We start from the raw sequence: 15,347 nt of genomic DNA, 5'->3' as shown, positions 1-15,347 counted from the left end.
CTCAGATAGACAGCTTGTTGATGCGTTTGCCACCGTAAACCAGGTTAACAATGGCACGGGTACCGATAATCGCGGTGAACATTGAGGTCGCGATACCGATAGCGGTGGTAATCGCAAAGCCTTTGATCGAACCGGTGCCGACCGCGTAAAGAATGATCACTTTGATCAGGGTGGTCACGTTCGCATCGACAATACTGGAGAAGGCGCCTTTGTAGCCCTCATGGATTGCCTGCTGAACCGAGCGCCCGTTGCGCAGCTCTTCTTTAATACGTTCGTTAATCAGTACGTTGGCATCAACTGCCACCGCCAGGGTTAACACGATACCGGCAATACCCGGCATGGTCAGGGTCGCGCCCGGCAGCAGGGACATGATGCCGACAATCAGCACCAGGTTTACCAGCAGTGCACTGGTCGCAATCAGACCAAACTTCTTGTAGAACACCACCATGAACAGGATCGACGCGAGCAGACCCCAGAGGCAGGCTTCCAGACCCTGAGTAATGTTCTGCTGACCCATGGTCGGTCCGATAGTGCGCTCTTCCACGATCTGGATTGGCGCAATCAACGCACCGGCACGCAGCAGCAGCGACAGCTGACGCGCTTCGTTCGGATTGTTGATACCGGTAATGCGGAAGCTGTTCCCCAGGCGAGACTGGATATTGGCGACGTTAATCACCTCTTCCTGCTTCACCAGAATGGAACGGCCATTGGCATCTTTTTTACCGCTGTCTTTGTACTCCACAAACAGGGTCGCCATCGGTTTACCGATGTTGTCCTTGGTGAAGTTCGACATGATGTTTCCGCCTGCGCCATCCAGTGAAATGTTCACCTGTGGCTGGTTGTACTCATCCATGCTGGAGGTCGAGTCGGTGATGTGGTCACCGGTCAGAATCACCCGCTTGTAGAGTACGACCGGCTGGCCGTCACGCATCTTTTTGACTTCGGAGTCACCCGGCACCCGGCCACTGGCGGCTGCGCTCGGATCCACGGTGGTGTTCACCAGACGGAATTCCAGGGTTGCGGTCGCACCCAGAATCTCTTTGGCGCGCGCCGTGTCCTGAATCCCTGGCAGTTCCACCACGATGCGATCGGAACCCTGACGCTGAACCAGCGGTTCCGCCACGCCCAGCTGATTCACACGGTTACGCAGAATCGTGATGTTCTGCTGAACCGCATATTCACGCGCTTCGCTGAGACGAGCATCGCTCATGGTGGCACGCAGCGCATCGCTGCCGCTGCTGTTGATCACCAGATCCTGATGACGGGAAGAGAGCCAGGAAATCGCCGCATCGCGGCTGGCGGCGTCACGGAAACGAATTTCCACGCCGTAGTTCGCGATTTTATTGACGTTGGTATAGGGGATATTTTTGGCGCGCAGGTCGCTACGCAGCGTATCAGCATTCTGCTCCTGCAGTTTGCTGAGTGCGGTGTCCATGTCCACTTCCATCAGGAAGTGCACGCCGCCACGCAGGTCGAGACCGAGTTTCATCGGTTCTGCTGACAGCATGGTCAGCCAGCGGGGCGTGGCAGGCGCGAGGTTCAGCGCCACGACGTAGTCTTCACCCAGCGCTTTCATGATCGCTTCACGGGCGCGTAACTGCACATCCGTATTGGCGAAGCGCGCGGTAATCGCTCCATTTTCCAGCGCAACAGATTTGCTCTGGATATTGTCCTGTTTTAATGCGGACTGAATCTGATCCAGCGTCTGCTCACTGGCGGCGCTTCCGCGCGCACCAGTGATTTGAACGGCCGGATCCTCACCATAGAGGTTGGGAAGCGCATAGAGCAGGCCGACGATAATCACGACGACCAGCATCACATACTTCCACAAAGGATAACGGTTTAACACGGCAGTTCCCTTAGGGAAGAAAGAATTACAGCGCCTTAATGGTGCCTTTAGGCAGCACGGCGGCAACGAAATCACGTTTAATGACCACTTCGTTGGTGTCATTCAGCGCGATAGCGACGTAGCCCGTGTCTGAGACTTTTGTGACGCGACCCACCAGGCCACCGCTGGTTAACACTTCATCGCCCTTTGAGATGGAATCCATCAGCTTCTTGTGCTCTTTCGCACGTTTCTGCTGCGGACGCAGGATCATGAAATAGAAAATCAGACCAAACACCACCAGCATGATCACCAGAGAATACGGACTTCCCTGAGACGGTGCGCCTGCTGCGGCCACGGCGTCAGAAATGAATAAGCTCATTAAATTTCCCTCATTGATGAATTGTCAGACGTTAAAGGCGGAACTTCTTTACCCGTCCGTTGGTAAAACTCAGTTACAAAGCGCTCTAATCTACCCTCTTCGATAGCCTGGCGTAAACCAGCCATCAGACGCTGGTAGTAGCGCAAATTGTGGATAGTATTCAGACGCGCGCCCAGTATTTCGTTACAACGGTCGAGATGATACAAGTAGGCCCGGCTATAATTGCGACAGGTGTAACAGTCACACTCCGCATCCAGTGGCGCGGTGTCATCTTTGTAGCGGGCGTTGCGGATCTTCACCACGCCCTCGGTCACAAACAGATGACCATTGCGCGCATTACGGGTTGGCATCACGCAGTCGAACATATCGACGCCGCGACGGACGCCCTCAACCAGATCTTCAGGTTTGCCAACGCCCATCAGATAACGGGGTTTATCCTGCGGAAGCTGCGGACAGACGTGCTCAAGAATACGGTGCATGTCCTGCTTAGGTTCACCCACCGCCAGGCCGCCCACAGCGTACCCATCAAAGCCAATCTCTACCAGACCTTTAACCGAGACATCTCGTAAATCTTCGTAAACCGAGCCCTGGATAATGCCAAACAGTGCATTTTTGTTGCCGAGGCTGTCAAAACGGTCACGGCTGCGTCGTGCCCAGCGCAGCGACATCTCCATTGAGCGTTTGGCGTAGTCCCAGTCCGCCGGATAAGGCGTACACTCATCGAAAATCATCACGATGTCGGAACCGAGGTCATACTGAATCTCCATCGATTTTTCCGGATCGAGGAAGATCGGATCGCCGTTGATCGGGTTACGGAAATGCACGCCCGCTTCGGTGATTTTACGGATGTCGCCCAGGCTGAAGACCTGGAAGCCACCGGAGTCGGTCAGAATCGGCCCTTTCCACTGCATAAAGTCATGCAGATCGCCGTGCAGTTTCATGATCTCCTGACCCGGACGCAGCCAGAGATGGAAGGTATTCCCCAGAATGATCTGCGCGCCGGTATCCTGTACCTCTTCCGGCGTCATGCCTTTGACGGTGCCATAGGTGCCAACGGGCATAAACGCCGGGGTTTCCACCACGCCGCGATCAAAAATCAGACGGCCACGGCGTGCGCGCCCGTCTGTGGTATCAAGTTCAAATTTCACAAAGCCTCCATCGGAGAAACAGTCCGATGCAGATAGCCTTCTGTCACGCAGAGCACGATTCCGGCTATCGGTTGATAAATCAGTCGCCCACTTTTTCCAGCGGCGCCTGCGGATTTTTGCTGATAAACATCGCGTCGCCATAACTGAAGAAACGATATTGCTCAGCCACGGCTGCGCGGTACGCGGCCATGGTGTGCTGATACCCGGCGAAGGCCGAGACCAGCATAATCAGGGTCGATTCAGGCAGATGGAAGTTGGTGATGAGCGCGTCGATCACCTGATACTCATAGCCCGGATAGATAAAAATCTGGGTATCGTCGAAGAATGGCGCGATCAGGGCATCCTGGCTCGCTTTGGCTGCGCTCTCCAGCGACCGGACGGAGGTGGTGCCCACCGCAACCACCTTATTGCCGCGCGCCTTGCAGGCCAGCACCGCATCAACCACCTCCTGCGGTACTTCGGCATATTCCGCGTGCATGTGATGCTCTTCGATGGTTTCGACACGCACCGGCTGGAAGGTTCCCGCCCCGACATGCAGCGTCACAAACGCCATCTCAATGCCCTTCTCTTTCAGCGCCTGCAACAGCGGCTCATCAAAATGCAGACCGGCTGTGGGTGCCGCGACGGCGCCCGGACGGGCGCTGTAGACGGTCTGATAAAGCTCGCGGTCGGCCTCTTCGTCCGGCCGATCGATATAGGGCGGCAGAGGCATATGGCCCACGCTGTTCAGGATATCGAGTACCGCGCGCTCATCATCAAATTCAATCTCAAACAGCGCATCGTGGCGAGCCACCATGGTCGCTTTCACGCTCTCATCTTCGCCCAGCAGCAGCGCTGCACCCGGCTTCGGCGCTTTTGAGGCGCGCACATGTGCCAGCACACGCTTGTCGTCGAGCATCCGCTCGACCAGCATCTCGATTTTGCCGCCGCTGGCTTTGCGGCCAAAGACGCGCGCCGGGATCACACGGGTATTGTTGAACACCAGCAGATCGCCTGGATTCAGCTTATCCAGCACGTCGGTAAAGACCCCGTGCGTCAGTGCGCCGCTGGGACCGTCGAGCGACAGCAGACGGCAGCCGCTGCGCTGCGCCTGGGGATAGTGAGCAATCAGGGATTCGGGCAATTCAAAAGCAAAATCGGCGACACGCATTGAAGTGTTCTTTCTCAGGCAAAAACAGGCGGCACAGTTTAGCGGAAAATCGACCAATTCTGAACAGCTGGCTGCGCAAAGGCAGTTCAGCCTATAATGCGGCATGAACTTTCTTGCTCATCTCCATCTGGCTCAGCTGGCCGACAGCTCCCTGCTCGGCAATCTAATGGCTGACTTTGTGCGGGGTAACCCGCACCAGCACTGGTCTGCGCCTGTCGCAGACGGCATCCTCATGCACCGGCGTCTTGACGTCATGACCGACACGCTGCCGGAAGTGCGCAGCGCCCGTCAGCTGTTCCGTGCTGAAACCTATCGCGTGGCCCCGATTACGCTGGACGTCATCTGGGACCATTTTCTGGCCCGTCACTGGCAGCAGTTCATGCCCGGCCAGACGCTGGCGCAGTTTTCTGCCGCCGCCGAGCGCGAAATCGTGCCGCACCTCGCGGAGACGCCGGTCGATTTTCAGGAACTTAACGCAGTGATGTGGCGCGAGCGCTGGTTTGAGCATTATGCCCAGCCCGCGCGGCTGGAGCGGGTTCTCCACGGCATGGCCAGCCGCCGTCCGCGTCTGGCGGCACTGCGCGACTCCTATCAGGATTTCACTGAACACTACGATCAGCTGGAAGCGCTGTTTTTTGTTTTTTATCCGCGTTTAATGGCGCTGGCGACCAGCCGCACCCTGTAAAACCCGATCCTCTGCTGCCGCGCCGGGCGGGCGCAGGCGCCTGCCCGCTGAAAAAGCCCGTCGTCCGCCCCTGCGCCATCTTGCCATTGCCCGCTAACTGCGGCTTAATGAAGCCTTTCTTAACAATAGTTACGTTAACAGCACAGCCAGACCGCCTGTTCAGGCGCGCCCTCCGTTCGTTATGGCACAAAATCATAAGAGGAAAAGATGTCATCCGCTTCGCAATCTGAAATTGACGCGCGTTACCGTTACGCCTGCGACATCGCCCGTGCGGCGGGCAGCCGGGCCCTGTCATGGTATCAGCAGCGTCAGACACTGGTGGTGGAACACAAAAGGGATTTACAGGATGTGGTGAGCGAGGCTGACCGCAACGTGGAAGCGCTGCTTAAAACATTAATCGCTGAACGTTTTCCTGACGATGCCGTCTATGGCGAAGAGAGCGGTGGCGAGGTTCAGGGCGCCCCTTTTGTCTGGGTCATCGATCCCATCGACGGCACCGCCTGCTTCGTCAACGGCCTGCCTAACTGGTGCGTGTCGCTGGCGGTGGTCTGCGAGGGCGAACCGGTGATCGGCGTGATCTGCGACCCCAATCATCAGGAGCTGTTTCATGCCCGCAAAAACCACGGGGCGTGGCTTAACGAAAGCCGCCTGCAGGTCCATGCGGCAGAGCGGCTTAACGAGGGGCTGCTGGGTATCAGCAACTCCAGCCGCACCGGCGGCGAAAGCGTCTCGCGCCTCATCACCGGCCTGATTGAGCAGGGTGGCATGTTTATTCGGGTGGGGTCCGGCGCGCTGACCAGCGCCTGGGCTGCTGCTGGACGCCTGATTGGCTATTACGAAGCGCACATGCATCCCTGGGATAGTCTGCCGGGCATTGTCCTGATGCGCGAAGCGGGCGGCGTCACCAACGACTACCTGCGTAACGATGGGCTGAAAAACGGTAATCCGGTTCTGTTGGCCAATGCGGCCCTCTATCCACAGATTAAAGCGCTGACGGGTAATCCCGCTCTGGATGAGTAGATGATCCGGTTACGGCTGCGTCGGTGCGCCCTTATTCTTACCGCTCTCTGTCTGCTGAGCACGACGTCACAGGCGGCTGAGTATCAGCTGGAGAAGGTGGTCGAGCTGAGCCGCCACGGCGTCCGACCACCGACGCCGGGAAACCGCAAAGAGATTGAGGCGGCCAGTGAGCAATCCTGGACGGTGTGGACCACCGCCGATGGGGAGCTGACCGGACATGGCTACAGCGCGGTCGTGAATAAGGGGCGCTGGCAGGGCGAACACTATCGCCAGCTCGGCCTGCTGGCGGCGGGCTGCCCCGATGCGGCGCAGGTCTACGTGCGGGCCAGTCCGTTGCAGCGCACCCGCGCCACCGCGGCGGCACTGACTGACGGCGCCTTTCCCGGCTGCGGCGTGCCGGTGCATCACGTCGCGGGCGAGGTCGATCCCCTGTTTCAGAGCGACAAACTGCCCCTCACCCACATCGATCCCGCCCGGGCGCTGGCGGCTAAGCAGCAGAAGGCAGGCGATCTGGCACAGCGGCAAAAGCAGCTGCAACCGGCAATTCAGCAGCTCAGAGCGGCGGTCTGCCCGCCTGCGTCCCGCTGCACGTTCTTCGATCGCCCCTGGCAGTTCAGACAGACCCGCGACGGCGGCAGTTACGTTGAGGGGCTGAGCGCGATGGCCAGCATGGTGGAGACGCTGCGCCTGGGCTACAGCGAAAATCTGCCGTCTAATCAGCTCGCCTGGGGACACATCACCTCGGCGGCGCAGATCACCTCGCTGCTGCCACTGCTGACCGCAAACTACGACCTCAGTAACGATATCCTTTATCTGGCCCAGCGGCGTGGCTCGATCCTGCTCAGCACAATGCTGCAGGCGATTGGCTCCGATACGTCGCCGACCCGCTGGTTAATTCTGGTGGCGCACGACACCAATATTGCCATGGTGCGCACGCTGATGGGCTTTGACTGGGCGTTGCCAGGCTATTCACGCGGGAATATTCCGCCGGGCGGCAGCCTGGTGCTGGAGCGCTGGCGCGACACGCAAAGTGGGGAACGTTTTTTGCAAATCTACTTTCAGGCGCAAAGCCTGGATGATCTCCGCCGGCTGCAACCGGTTGATGAAAAACACCCGTTATTACATCAGGCGTGGCATCAGCCTGGCTGCAGGGATACCAGTGTGGGCCTGCTCTGCCCTTATCAATCCACGCTGACACAACTGCAGAAAAACATCGACAACAGCGCCACGCTGCCGGTTTCCGTTATATTGCCCTGAGTCTGTGGCTAATCATATTCAGGCCGCAACAAAAACGCGGTCTGAATAATGTTAACCCCTGTTAATTAGCGCTATTCCGCCCTTTTCTTAATTAATTCCGGCTGGCTTTCAGCGCCCCGCGTTTTGTTTTACGATAGCCCCGTCAATCATCCCTTTATACATTTTTTCCTGTAATATTTAGATTCTTTCGGCGACTGGTTTCGCCGTTTTTTATTTCCTTTTACCCTCCCCTTCTCTGGCCATTCAGGCCTGTCTGACGCCGTCTGCCGGGAAATACTTTTATTCTGCGCTGACTGCGCATCCTTTGAGAAATTAAGGCGGGAGGAAAAGAGAATGAAGGCGGGAGATAGCCGGTTCTGCTCCCCCGTGAATCGGGAGAGCAGAACGGAAGATTAGCGTGGCTTGCGCACCAGCTTATAGCCCAGCAGCAGCAGCACAATCCACACCATACCTACGTAGAGTGAAATGCGGGTATCGGGGAAATAACCAATCAGGCCGATAATAAAGCAGAGGAAGGCGACGCCGACGCCAGCGGTCCAGCTACCGCCCGGCAAGGCGAACAGTAGCTTACCGGCCGCCTCTTTGCCAATTTTGCGACGGAACGCGATCTGCGACAGCAGGATCATGATCCAGACCCACACCGTAGCAAAGGTCGCCAGCGAGGCGATCACCAGGAAGACTTTCTCTGGCATCAGGTAGTTGAGATAGACCGCGATCAGCATGGCGAACATCATCACCACGACCGTCACCCACGGAATGCCGCGTGCGGAAACCTTCATGAAGACCTTCGGCGCATGTCCCTGCTGCGCCATGCCGTGCAGCATACGGCCCACGCCAAAGACATCGCTGTTAATCGCGGAAAGTGACGCGGTCAGCACCACGAAGTTGAGAATCGAGGCGGCTGCGGCGATCCCCAGATGCTGGAAGGTCAGCACAAACGGGCTGCCCGATGTCCCCACCTGGTTCCACGGGTAGATCGACATAATCACAAACAGCGTGCCGACATAAAAGACCAGAATGCGCCATGGCACCGAGTTGATCGCGCGCGGAATCGACTTCTCCGGCTCTTTCGCTTCCCCGGCGGTGATGCCGATGATTTCGATGCCGCCGTAGGCGAACATCACCATCTGCAGCGACAGCAGCATGCCGACCACGCCGTGAGCGAAGAAGCCGCCGTTGGTCCAGAGGTTGTGAATACCGGTTGGCTGGCCGCCGTTGCCAATCCCCCAGATAATCATGCCGAAACCGGCCAGAATCATCACGATAATGGTGGCGACCTTGAAGAAGGAGAACCAGAACTCCACCTCGCCAAACACCCTGACGCTCATCAGGTTAACCGCCCCGATGATCAGCACCACGCTCAGCACCCAGATCCAGTGCGGCACCTCCGGGAACCAGACGCCCATATAGATGCCAAACGCCGTCACATCGGCAATCGCCACAATCAGGATTTCAAAACAGTAGGTCCAGCCGGTGATGTATCCGGCCATCGGCCCCAGATAGTCCTGGGCGTAACGGGAGAAGGAGCTGGCCTGAGGATTATTGACCGACATCTCACCCAGCGCGCGCATGATGATGTAAGCCACTGCCCCGCCGATGATATAGGCGAGCAGCACGCTCGGCCCGGCCATTTTAATCGCGTCAGCGGAACCGTAAAAGAGCCCGGTGCCAATCGCCGATCCCAGCGCCATAAAGCGGATGTGGCGCGTGCTCAGTCCGCGTTTGAGCTTATTGGTTTCTTGCATAACAACCTGTACCTGTGAAATGAAAAAACCACGGGCAAGCCCGTGGTTAAAGAAAAAACCGTGCTGACTGTTACGAGTGAGCCGTTACCTGTTCAGGCCCTTTCACCCGATCAACCACAGCGGCAATCAACAGCATCACCAGCGACGGCGGCAGCCAGGCGAGACCCTGGTCAGCCAGCGGCAGATGCTGGCTGAAAGCCGGCAGCAAATCTTTAAACCCGGTCGTTTTAATCGCATCGACAATGCCAAACAGCAGGCTTACCAGCATTGCAGGCGCGATAATCCGGCTGCTCTTGTTCCACCAGTTGAGGGTGAAACTCAGCACTACCAGCACGATACAGGGCGGATAGATCGCCGTCAGTACCGGGATGGAGATCTGAATCAGGTGGCTCAGGCCGAGATTCGACACCACCATAGAGAACAGACCCAGAATAAACACCAGCGTTTTATACGATAACGGCAGGTATTGCGCAAAAAATTCCGCACAGGCACAGGTCAGGCCCACCGCGGTCACCATGCAGGCGACGAAGATCAGAGCGGCCAGGAAGAAGCTGCCCATGTTGCCAAAGGTGTGCTGAACATAGGCGTGCAGAATCGCTGCGCCGTTAGCGTTTTGATCCACCAGCGCGCCGCTGCCCGCCCCCAGTTTAAACAGGCAGAGGTAGACCAGCGTCAGGCCCAGACCGGCAATCAGTCCTGCCAGTACGGTATAGCGGGTCAGCAGTGCGGCATTGTCCACGCCACGCGAACGGGCGGCGTTAACAATCACGATGCCAAACACCAGCGCGCCCAGGGTATCCATGGTCAGGTAACCGTTGACGAAACCGCTGGAGAAGGCCGCTCGCTGATAATCAGCCGTGGCGGTGATCGTCCCGCCTGCCGGCCACAACAGCGCGGCGACGCCCAGTATGGTCAGCGCAACGATTTTCAGGGGTGCCAGGAAGTGCCCTACCGTATCGAGCAGCTTGCCGGGATAGAGCGACACGCCAATCACCAGCACAAAGTAGATCAGGCTGTAGATAAACAGCGGCAGCGCGCCTTCACCGGTCAGGGGGGCGATGCCCATCTCAAACGAGACCGTCGCCGTTCGCGGGGTGGCAAACAGAGGCCCGACCGCCAGATAGCAGACGGTGGCCAGCACGATGCCCGCCACCTTGCCGATCGGGCTGCTGAGCGCATCCACGCCACCGCCGACACGGGCCAGCGCGATCACGGTCATCACGGGCAGACCCACAGCGGTAAGCAGAAATCCGATAGCGGCAGTCCAGACGTGTTCGCCAGACTGAATACCAACCATAGGAGGGAAAATGATGTTGCCCGCGCCAACAAACAGGGCGAATGTCATAAAGCCCAGCGCGAGAATGTCCTTCGAAGTTAAACGATGTGTCATACGGCCTGTCACTGATGTTGCGGTGGAAGTTGGGTTTGTGTTGTCCCCCTCGCTGCATATAAGCCGCGACCTGACTGAGTGTCTCAGCGCATTATGCTCGTCGCAGGGAAAAGTGCAGGTGATTTGAGCTGCTTTTATTCTGTTCACAGAGGGATGGATCGACAACGGCGCTAAGTAAAACGTTTATAGCGGAGAAAGGCAATACGGGATCGGAAAACCAGAAGCTTATCCCGCCATTTTTTCAAATGACAGAGGATAGCGTTGATTTTTGGCACAGGCACACAAGATGATGTGCCTGAAAAACAGACAGACGGTGGGAAATGTCCGCATAAACGCACCGGCAGATACACAAAAGGCGCGTTTTACGCGCCTGTCTGCACAACGTTACAGCCTTACCAGACCTGTTTCGCGATATCGACAACCAGTCGAATCTTCTGCCACTGCTCAGCTTCGCTGAGGCTGTTGCCCTCTTCGGTCGACGCAAAGCCGCACTGCGGGCTGAGGCAGATCTGCTCCAGACTCACAAACTGCGCCGCCTCTTCCAGCCGGGATTTCACCTGCGCCGGATCTTCCAGCTCTCCCACTTTCGTGGTGATCAGCCCCAGCACCACCTGCTGATGACCGGGCTTGATAAAGCGCAGAGGCTCGAAGCCGCCGGAACGGGCATTGTCATACTCCAGGAAGAAAGCATCTACGTTGACGCTGCCGAACAGGATTTCAGCGACCGGTCCGTAACCGCCCTCTGAGATCCAGGTTGAGCGGAAATTACCGCGACAGACATGCAGACCCACGGTCAGATCGGCCGGTTTATCCTCCAGCGCTTTGTTCAGCACCCGGGCATAGGTCTGCGCCAGCTGCGCCGGATCGTCACCACGCGCCCGGATATCCCGCTTCTGATCTTCCGAGCAGAGGTAAGCCCAGACGGTGTCATCCAGCTGCAGATAGCGACAGCCCGCCGCGTAAAACGCCTGAATCGCCTGTTTGTAGGTCTGCGCCAGATCGTCGAAATAGTCCGCCAGATCGGGATAGACCTCCGCGTCGATCACTTTGCGACCGCCACGGAAGTGCAGCACGCTGGGGCTGGGAATGGTCATCTTCGGCACCGCATCACCGGCAATGCTCTGCAGGAAGCGGAAATGGTCCAGCATCGGGTGATCGGCCGGAAAGCCGAGCTTACTTACCACTTTCACACCGTGCGCTTTGGTCTGCACGCCATTGAACTGAATGCCCTGCTCCGCTTCATAGCTCTCGACGCCGTCCAGGCCGTAGAAAAAATCGAAGTGCCACCAGCCGCGACGAAACTCACCGTCAGTCACGACTTTCAGGCCGTTCTCACGCTGCTTAGCCACCACATCACGGATGGCCTCATCTTCCACCTGACGCAGCGCTGCCGCATCAATCTCGCCGGCCGCAAACTGTTCGCGCGCCTGTTTAATCGCAGCGGGACGGAGGAAGCTGCCAACGGTATCGGCACGGAACGGGGCGGTTTCTCTTTGCATGATCACTCCTGTCTCTCCTGCCAATCATTGCGGCAGGAAATAATTGCATTCTGATATAAATAGCCATCTGGATGGCTATATGTCTGAATGCAGAGTGACATGAGTGGCCTAAGTCTGCAACTGAAGAAAATTCAGCGATGATGAAAAAAATTCAACTTAGAGGATTACTGCAGGGCTGCACGTGCCTGCGCCATCTGCGTGTCAGAGAGCGGCAGGTAGCCCGCCTCACTAACCCGACGCTGTCCCTGCGCAGAAAGCACCTGCTGCAGAAACGCGGCCACCAGCGGCGGCAGCGGCTTACCGGGCGCTTTATTGACATAGAGATAGAGCGGACGCGCCCAGGGATAGCGGCCACTGCGGATAGCCTCCGCATCCGGGGCAATCGCCTGCCTCTGATCGTTCATCACCGCCAGCATTTTGACGCCGCTGAGATGAAAGCCAAAACTGGCGTAGCCAATGCTGCGCGGGTTACCGGCTACCGCCTGCACCACCGCAGCCGAGCCGGGAAACTCCGCCACGTCGCGGCGAAAATCGCCCTTGCAGAGCGCCTGCTGCTTGAAGAAACCCCAGGTGCCGGAGGCGGAGTTGCGGCCATAGCGCTGAATCGGCCGTTTACGCCACTCAGCGCCGGTTAAGCCAAGATCGCCCCAGAACCGCGGCACGCTGTGTGCACCGCACAGGCGGGTCACTGAAAAGAGGGCATCAAGCTGCGAGGGCGCAATCTGCTGCAGCGGATTACGCTGGTTGACCACGACGACCAGCGCATCCATGGCCACCGGAACCGCCAGCGGCGGGTAGCCGTAGCGCGCTTCAAACGCCTGGCGTTCATCCGCCTGCATCGGGCGGCTCATCGGGCCGAGTTGCGCCGCCCCCGCCGCCAGCGCGGTCGGGGCCGTAGAGGAGCCGGAGGCCTGCACCTGCACGTTGACGCCCGGAGCCTGACGGCTGAAATCCTCGCTCCAGAGGGTCATCAGATAGCCCAGCGTATCAGACCCGACACTGCTGAGATTGCCGGCGAGCGTGCCGGGCTGAGCCAGCGCCAGACCCGGCAGCAGCGTAATGAGGAAGAGAAGAAGCAGGCGCATGGCAGAGTTCCGGCAGCGGTTAATGAACGGCATTCTCCTGCATCACGCTGCTGACAATCAACCTTGCTGGCAGCGTAAAGGTAAAGCAGGTCTCCTTATGCGGCACGCTGGTGATATCGAGCCGCGCGTTGTGGTGGCTCAGGGCATGTTTCACAATCGCCAGCCCCAGCCCGCTGCCACCGGTGGCGCGTGAGCGCGCCTTGTCAACCCGGTAGAAGCGCTCGGTCAGCCGCGGGATGTGTTCCGGCGCGATCCCCGGCCCGTTGTCACAGACCCGGAAAATCGCGCCCTGTTTGCCGCGCAGCCAGCTGATATCGATCCGCGTGCCCTCTGGCGTGTGGTTCACCGCGTTGTAAACCAGATTGGAGATGGCGCTGCGCAGCTGTTCATCGTTGCCGAACACTTTCAGATGGGGATCGGTGTGGAAATGGATGTCGTGGCGGCCGCCGCTCAGCGTCGCGGCTTCATGCTGCAGCAGTTTCAGCATCACCGGCACATCGACCTTCTCTTTCAGGTCGATCGCCGGGGCCGCTTCGATGCGCGACAGCGTCAGCAGCTGCTTAACCAGGCTGTCCATGCGGCGCGTCTGCTCCGACATGGTGTGCAGCGCTTTGCTGCGCGAAGGTTCGCTCATCACCGAGTCGTTCATCATCTCCAGATAGCCCTGCAGCACCGTAAGCGGGGTGCGCAGCTCATGGCTGACATTGGCAAAGAAGTTGCGGCGCGCCCCTTCCAGCTGATGCATCTGCGTCACATCGCGCGCCACCAGCAGCCACTGCCCTTCACTGTAGGGCATGACGCGAAATTCCATGTGCAGTTTATTGTTCAGCACCAGCGTCAACGGTTTATCAAAATCGCGCTGGCGAAGATAGCGGGAGAATTCGGGGTAACGCAGCAGGTTGAGGATGTTCTGGCCATTATCTTCCGGCCAGCGCAGGCCAAGGTGCTGCTGCGCCAGTCCGTTGCACCAGAAAATGGTGCCCTCTTCGGTGGTGAGGATCACCGCATCCGGCAGCGATTCGGCACCGCTGCGGAAACGCTTGATCAGATTGCCCAGTTCGCGCCGCCGCCGCCGGTTGCGCAGCTGCATCTGGTAAAGCCCATAGAAGAGCGGCTCCCAGCTGGCACGCCCGGCAGGGGGCGTCATGGTGCGGTCGAGCCACAGCCAGTGTGACAGCCGCATCAGATTATGAAAATGCCACAGCAGCACCAGCAGCACGCTCAGCAGCAGCCACCAGGCCAGCCCGCCAAACAGCAGGCCCGGCAGCAGCGCGGGCAGACAGGCCAGCAGCAGTTCTGTCAGTAATCTCTTCCAGGAGAGGCGTTCCAGCACGGTAAAGGCTCCGTTCAGTAGCGGGCAGAGAAACGATACCCTGTTCCGCGAACGGTTTGTACCATGCGATCGTGGCCGGAGATCTCCAGCGCTTTACGTAAACGGCGGATGTGAACATCAACGGTGCGATCTTCCACATACACATTGGTGCCCCAGACGTGGTTCAGCAGCTGTTCGCGGCTGTAAACGCGCTCCGGGTGCGTCATAAAGAAGTGCAGCAGCTTATATTCGGTCGGGCCCATCTCCAGCGGCGTGGTTTCGGACATCACGCGATGCGACGAGGGGTCCAGACTCAGCCCCTGCATCTCGATCACCTCTTCCACCGCCATTGGTGAAATACGGCGCATCACCGCTTTAATGCGCGCCATCAGCTCTTTGGGGGAAAAAGGCTTGGTAATGTAGTCATCCGCGCCCACTTCCAGCCCGCGCACCCGATCTTCCTCTTCGCCACGGGCGGTGAGCATCATGACCGGAATGTCGCGCGTCATCGCCTCACGCTTCAGGTGTTTGATAAACTGAATACCGCTGCCGCCCGGTAACATCCAGTCCAGCAGAATCAGATCGGGCCAGGGTTCGATCAGCCTGGCCACGGCGCTGTCATAATCTTCCGCCTCGATTGGCTGATAGTCGTTCTGCTCCAGAACAAAACACAACATTTCACGGATGGGGGCTTCATCCTCCACAACCAAAATGCGCTTAGCCATTATTTCTCCTGCTGATTATGACGGCTGTCACTGAGATTCGCGGCGCCATTATGCGTCAGATTTGTGACACTTTTATGAAAAACATAACCTGCCTGTAACCACATAGGTAATCAATTATGACAGT

13 protein-coding genes are annotated in these 15,347 nt (G+C 58.1%); 3 read left to right on the top strand and 10 right to left on the bottom strand.

The features are described 5' to 3' along the window. Position 1 precedes the first annotated feature (1 nt). The 4 genes from secD to queA form a co-directional block, all read right to left on the bottom strand. A complete protein-coding gene (secD, locus tag CKF42_RS10040) occupies positions 2-1,849 on the bottom strand; it encodes a protein translocase subunit SecD (protein WP_009091758.1) in 1,848 nt (615 codons plus the stop codon). Between the two features lie 25 nt (positions 1,850-1,874). Further along, positions 1,875-2,207: a preprotein translocase subunit YajC gene (gene yajC, locus CKF42_RS10035; protein WP_009091760.1), complete on the bottom strand. Its 333-nt coding sequence runs from the start codon at positions 2,205-2,207 to the stop codon at positions 1,875-1,877. Continuing rightward, positions 2,207-3,355, bottom strand: coding sequence for a tRNA guanosine(34) transglycosylase Tgt (tgt, locus tag CKF42_RS10030; protein WP_009091761.1), 1,149 nt, complete (start codon positions 3,353-3,355; stop codon positions 2,207-2,209). Before tgt ends, yajC begins: the two co-directional genes overlap by 1 nt. A 79-nt stretch (positions 3,356-3,434) precedes the next feature. Next, on the bottom strand, positions 3,435-4,505 hold the full coding sequence (gene queA, locus CKF42_RS10025; protein ID WP_009091763.1) for a tRNA preQ1(34) S-adenosylmethionine ribosyltransferase-isomerase QueA: 1,071 nt from the start codon (positions 4,503-4,505) through the stop codon (positions 3,435-3,437). Positions 4,506-4,608: 103 nt separating this feature from the next. Here queA and CKF42_RS10020 point away from each other — a divergent pair, with 103 nt between their 5' ends. The 3 genes from CKF42_RS10020 to CKF42_RS10010 all read left to right on the top strand — a co-directional run bounded on the left by CKF42_RS10020 (position 4,609) and on the right by CKF42_RS10010 (position 7,467). Then, positions 4,609-5,190, top strand: a complete 582-nt coding sequence (locus tag CKF42_RS10020) for an ACP phosphodiesterase (RefSeq protein WP_111208103.1) — start codon at positions 4,609-4,611, stop codon at positions 5,188-5,190. A 207-nt stretch (positions 5,191-5,397) separates the two neighbouring features. Beyond that, positions 5,398-6,210, top strand: a complete 813-nt coding sequence (locus CKF42_RS10015; protein ID WP_046101347.1) for an inositol monophosphatase — start codon at positions 5,398-5,400, stop codon at positions 6,208-6,210. After that, on the top strand, positions 6,211-7,467 hold the full coding sequence (locus CKF42_RS10010) for a histidine-type phosphatase (RefSeq protein WP_111208102.1): 1,257 nt from the start codon (positions 6,211-6,213) through the stop codon (positions 7,465-7,467). A gap of 392 nt (positions 7,468-7,859) precedes the next feature. Here CKF42_RS10010 and proY read toward each other — a convergent pair whose 3' ends face one another. From proY to phoB, 6 genes are all read right to left on the bottom strand, one after another. After that, complete coding sequence (gene proY, locus CKF42_RS10005; RefSeq protein WP_009091770.1) at positions 7,860-9,212, bottom strand: proline-specific permease ProY; 1,353 nt, start codon at positions 9,210-9,212, stop codon at positions 7,860-7,862. A gap of 70 nt (positions 9,213-9,282) precedes the next feature. Beyond that, the gene (brnQ, locus tag CKF42_RS10000; protein ID WP_009091772.1) at positions 9,283-10,602 is read right to left on the bottom strand and encodes a branched-chain amino acid transporter carrier protein BrnQ; all 1,320 of its coding nucleotides are present in this window, start codon (positions 10,600-10,602) and stop codon (positions 9,283-9,285) included. A 392-nt stretch (positions 10,603-10,994) separates the two neighbouring features. After that, the gene (locus CKF42_RS09995; RefSeq protein WP_046101345.1) at positions 10,995-12,101 is read right to left on the bottom strand and encodes a cobalamin-independent methionine synthase II family protein; all 1,107 of its coding nucleotides are present in this window, start codon (positions 12,099-12,101) and stop codon (positions 10,995-10,997) included. Between the two features lie 164 nt (positions 12,102-12,265). Continuing rightward, positions 12,266-13,186, bottom strand: a complete 921-nt coding sequence (locus tag CKF42_RS09990; protein ID WP_111208111.1) for a PstS family phosphate ABC transporter substrate-binding protein — start codon at positions 13,184-13,186, stop codon at positions 12,266-12,268. A 19-nt stretch (positions 13,187-13,205) separates the two neighbouring features. Beyond that, positions 13,206-14,519, bottom strand: a complete 1,314-nt coding sequence (gene phoR / locus CKF42_RS09985; protein WP_009091779.1) for a phosphate regulon sensor histidine kinase PhoR — start codon at positions 14,517-14,519, stop codon at positions 13,206-13,208. Positions 14,520-14,533: 14 nt separating this feature from the next. After that, positions 14,534-15,223, bottom strand: coding sequence for a phosphate response regulator transcription factor PhoB (gene phoB / locus CKF42_RS09980; protein WP_009091780.1), 690 nt, complete (start codon positions 15,221-15,223; stop codon positions 14,534-14,536). Positions 15,224-15,347 lie beyond the last annotated feature (124 nt).

It is taken from the genome of Pantoea sp. ARC270 (assembly GCF_003236725.1).
Taxonomy (GTDB): Bacteria; Pseudomonadota; Gammaproteobacteria; order Enterobacterales; family Enterobacteriaceae; genus Pantoea; species Pantoea anthophila.
The sequence above is the reverse complement of the archived record's forward strand: the minus strand, read 5'-3'. Positions and strand labels throughout refer to the sequence as shown.

Coding starts and splice junctions, on each gene's coding strand:
- CKF42_RS09995 (WP_046101345.1), bottom strand. CDS start 12,101: ATGCAAAGAGAAACCGCCCCGTTCCGTGCCGATACCGTTGGCAGCTTC.
- brnQ (WP_009091772.1), bottom strand. CDS start 10,602: ATGACACATCGTTTAACTTCGAAGGACATTCTCGCGCTGGGCTTTATG.
- yajC (WP_009091760.1), bottom strand. CDS start 2,207: ATGAGCTTATTCATTTCTGACGCCGTGGCCGCAGCAGGCGCACCGTCT.
- CKF42_RS10020 (WP_111208103.1), top strand. CDS start 4,609: ATGAACTTTCTTGCTCATCTCCATCTGGCTCAGCTGGCCGACAGCTCC.
- phoB (WP_009091780.1), bottom strand. CDS start 15,223: ATGGCTAAGCGCATTTTGGTTGTGGAGGATGAAGCCCCCATCCGTGAA.
- CKF42_RS10010 (WP_111208102.1), top strand. CDS start 6,211: ATGATCCGGTTACGGCTGCGTCGGTGCGCCCTTATTCTTACCGCTCTC.
- queA (WP_009091763.1), bottom strand. CDS start 4,505: ATGCGTGTCGCCGATTTTGCTTTTGAATTGCCCGAATCCCTGATTGCT.
- CKF42_RS10015 (WP_046101347.1), top strand. CDS start 5,398: ATGTCATCCGCTTCGCAATCTGAAATTGACGCGCGTTACCGTTACGCC.
- proY (WP_009091770.1), bottom strand. CDS start 9,212: ATGCAAGAAACCAATAAGCTCAAACGCGGACTGAGCACGCGCCACATC.
- CKF42_RS09990 (WP_111208111.1), bottom strand. CDS start 13,186: ATGCGCCTGCTTCTTCTCTTCCTCATTACGCTGCTGCCGGGTCTGGCG.